The 3,798-nt window shown below is 53.0% G+C and carries 3 protein-coding genes and 1 pseudogene; 1 reads left to right on the top strand and 3 read right to left on the bottom strand.

Translation table 11 applies throughout. From position 1 onward, the window contains the following. The first annotated feature begins 454 nt into the window (after nucleotides 1-454). Nucleotides 455-595 (top strand): hypothetical protein, encoded by a 141-nt coding sequence (locus AC1DCP_RS26270; RefSeq protein WP_192939893.1) that lies wholly within the window; start codon nucleotides 455-457, stop codon nucleotides 593-595. A gap of 1,137 nt (nucleotides 596-1,732) precedes the next feature. Here AC1DCP_RS26270 and AC1DCP_RS26275 read toward each other — a convergent pair. The 3 genes and pseudogenes from AC1DCP_RS26275 to AC1DCP_RS26285 all read right to left on the bottom strand — a co-directional run. Further along, a pseudogene (locus AC1DCP_RS26275) lies at nucleotides 1,733-1,861 on the bottom strand (type IV secretory system conjugative DNA transfer family protein); the annotation flags it as partial. A 102-nt stretch (nucleotides 1,862-1,963) separates the two neighbouring features. Continuing rightward, the gene (locus AC1DCP_RS26280; protein ID WP_333704748.1) at nucleotides 1,964-2,224 is read right to left on the bottom strand and encodes a mobilization protein; all 261 of its coding nucleotides are present in this window, start codon (nucleotides 2,222-2,224) and stop codon (nucleotides 1,964-1,966) included. Nucleotides 2,225-2,410: 186 nt separating this feature from the next. Beyond that, nucleotides 2,411-3,325 (bottom strand): nucleotidyltransferase and HEPN domain-containing protein, encoded by a 915-nt coding sequence (locus AC1DCP_RS26285; protein WP_111802349.1) that lies wholly within the window; start codon nucleotides 3,323-3,325, stop codon nucleotides 2,411-2,413. Nucleotides 3,326-3,798: the final 473 nt, after the last annotated feature.

Genomic DNA, 3,798 nt, shown 5'->3' on the forward strand with positions numbered 1-3,798 from the left:
CAGACCGCTCATCAGACCGCTCATTGCAGTCACAAAATCAAACCCCAAAAGCAAAAGCCTTTGGAAAACAACAAGCAGTCAGCTCATCAACATGATTTCTTTAGAACGAAAGACTTCGTCGCCAGCAGCGCCGCCGCCCTCGTTCAGTGAGCGGACTTATAGAGAGCAGTTTGCGCCTACGTCAATGGGCAAAAAAGAAAATCCTTGGAAAAAAAAACGGGCGCCAAAATTCCGTAAAATAATCAACACTTTGGCGGCATCGACGTCGTCTGGACAGTTATTTCCAGAATTACGATGGCATTGTTAGTAGTCCGCTTTCACCATACAGAGTCTTAAGCCTACTACGGCGGTGGTTGGGTTGCGCCACGAGTGCAAGCTTGATCGCCGAAACATTTCGAGTGAGTGCTATCCTTGAGGATAGCCAATTCCAAACAGCAGAATGGAAATGCTCGAAATGTCTGATGGTTCTTGGGTAGATTGGTTTCCTTTCGTCTTTTTCCCGGCCAAGGTCATAGTGCTCGGCATAGGCATGTATTATGCGATCAAGTGGCATCACGATCAGGCGAAGAAAGATTGCGAGACCAAAGGGCACTGAGCGAGGCCCTACTGTCCGTCGCTCAAGCCCGCATTGCGTTGCTGGCTGAAGGCGACGAGAGCGGCAAGCAGTTGCAGCGCCTCCCCGGCGAATTATCAGCCTCATAACTGTCGCGGAACAACGGGCGAACTATGTGAGAACATCCGCGCCAATTGATCTACATTAGATTTTTCCCAATGAGAGCATTGGCTTACCTCTATCAAAAGCCGCTCCAGATAGCTGGAAGCGGCATGCTTGATGAAATAAATAGAATACGAGTAGCCAATATTCGGGAAAGTATTTGAGCTAGAAAAACGGTGCTCGTTCCCATTAAACGTGGAGATCAATCGAGACTTTCACTCAATTTGTCAATTAGCTCTCAAGGATATGCTTAATCTGTAAGCCTCCGCCCATGGCGTCAACGACAGTGCGCTAGCCGTTCGGTGCGCCTTTCCGATTGGGTCCCAGGTCGCTATCGCCTCGTAGAGCGGAGGTCGATCCAGATTTTAAGCGTCAAAACACCTGTTTGCAGGTATACCCAGATAGATTATCAGCCCAAAAAGTGTCATGCCCGGGGTGTCACAAGCGTGAGGAGCCCCACAGCTCATGTGGGAGCTTACGGCATAGTAAATGAGATACGCAATCGACCCAGAACCCGCTATGTCGTAACACACCGCTCCGGTTCCAAAATCGCGTTATTCCGGATTTAAGATATCATAAGTAATTCTTTAAATTTGAACTAATCGATTATGGATCATATGCGATCCTAAAACTATCGGCTGTCTCGCCTAGAACGACAGAAGCGTGAATAGAGCAGTCCGGTATAGCTCCGGCCTGTTTCGCCCATCCCGATCCGGGCCGCGCCAACGATACAGCGGACGCATTCATGGTCGTTGTCGTTGAAAACACGCAGCACGCCTCCACTTCTATTCCTTCACAGCAAGACGCACGCCCGTCCTGCCGCTCACTTCGGCACTATGGGGAGCGCGTTCGCGTCAGGACAGGCTGGATCACCGCGTACCATATTCCGTTGCAGTGGGCGCCTGTTCTCGGGGCTTGCCGAGCCATATCCACTTCCCACTAGGGTCAAGGTAGCACGAGGGCCGCGCGTACAATGGTGTGACGGGTTGCCCAACCGCCTTCTGGACACGCTTCCCGTCAGACTGGATCGAACATCTCCCTGAATTCCGGATCGGCAAAGTAGGCAAGCTTTTCAGCGAAAACTGGTCGTTGCCCGGCCAGGAACAGCAACTGTCCGTGCGCCGGCAGATTGCGCACCTCATCAGGGCGCGGCGGCTCGCATCATGTTCTTGAATGCGTCCCGAGAAAGTCGCAACCGGTTCATGGAGCGCCCTGCCCGCTGTCGCCACCCTCTCCCGTGCCCAACAGTCATTGTCCGATCAGATCGTCAAACAGCGCCTTGTCATTGTCGCGCGTCAGAAAGCCCGGCAGTTCGCGGCGCAGCCAGTCACCGAGTTGTTTGTTGAACTCCTGATCATCCGAGGTCTCGAGTTGATGCAGAACGAGCGACCCGATCAGGACCTTGCGGCGCATATCGTTGTTGCGCTCGGTTTTCGAGAGCCGGGCCTTGAGGGCGGAACGTTGCGCATCCAATTCAGCCAGGCGCTGTTCGATTGTTTTCCTTGCCACGATTGTTCCTTTCGATTGCGGTCGCACCGGAACTGCCGCTGTTGACCGCGGCTTTGCTCCTGGAAGACAGACCAGTTTCTATGAGGAGATCGACATAGCGATTGTGAGAGTAGGTTTGACCATATGGTTCATGACGCTGTGGTCGCCGTCACCTGAGTACAGGAGACTTTGTGCTACCAGTGAAGCTCAGTCGCTGGCGTTCGCGGCCTGTTCGAGCTTTTCGATGTGCTCGCGGCAAAGCGTCTCAACCAGCTTATGAAGTTCCGCGGTCCTCTCCTGAAGCCAGGTGAGCGCCTCTTCGGAAACCTCGAAACGCTTCGAATAGCGTGCCTTGACGTAGGCCTCATTCAGGATGTTGTACCATGTGGTAAATCGCTGACGATCGCGCGGCCAGATGTCGATCAGACGGCGATCCCTATCCTCTGAAAGTCCACGCAGGAATTTGAGGTTATGTGAGGCCGGCGTGTAATTTGTGTGCGTCAGCAGATAGCAGGAGTAGGCTGTTTCAACTGATTGGTGGAGATTGAATGTTGCGAGGTTGATGTTTTCTTCCTGCACAAAGAATTTCGAACCTTTCAGAAAATCGACTGCGTTCCTAAACTGCTTTTCAAAATGCTCCTCGGCCACCCTGATTGCATCGGCTGGGCTGAGCTGTTTCGCCTCGGCGAGCGGCCTGTCGTCGAGTTCGTAAAGAACAACACCTTCGCGGGCGAGGTCGACGAAGAAGTACTGGCCATCATGCAAAAAATTGCTGATCTCGCGAGCGCCATGCACGATAAGCCCCACGGGTGTCTCGATCTCCTTGTCCCACATCAGCCGATCAGTCGCCTTGTCCCAGTATTTGGGATCGGCCAGTTCCTTGTTGCTGACGATGACGAGAATGTCGAAATCCGAGCGGTAGCCTTTCGACGTATGCGGCTCATCCACCCAGGTGCCACGCGCGTAAGAACCGAACAGAATGATTTTGAAAATCCGTCCGTCTTTCTTGGCGTCAGACTTGGAGCGCTCCACCAGATCAGCAAACTCTTCCTGGATAATTCCGACGACGCGCGCAAGCTCGCGTTGCTTTCGTTCCGGCAAATGTTCAAGGCTGGTCTTCATGTCTGCTCCGTTTCTGGACGGTATCCTGTATGGTCCATTGTAAACTTGTTTGAAACTCCGATTTTTGGTAGCCGCCAATCGAATGCCTGTCTTACGGGACTATCCACTGCGCGTTACCTGCGCCCTCTCCTGTTTGTCGAGCCGCGCCTGCAATGTCTTCCTCCACTCTTCCAGCTCGCTTGTCCCTTGTCCTCTGTCCCTGATCAGTCGTGCGATCAGCCTGCGCCTATCGCCCTCCCCTGATTGACGCGATTGTGTCCCTATTCAAACACGAGCAATTGCCACTTGGCGACTACTACTTTTAGTAGTCGAAATCGCTGTTCGATGTTGCTAGCGTCGCCACCGGTAAACAGACAAGGGCRCACTTACGACTTGCGGCGCGTTTGAGCGTTTGGTCTCCCCGTTTGCGTATCGGAGATTTCGTTTGGCGATTTATCATCTCAGCACCAAACCTTTCTCGCGGTCATCTGGCC

Source organism: Agrobacterium sp. 10T429 (genome assembly GCF_056393925.1).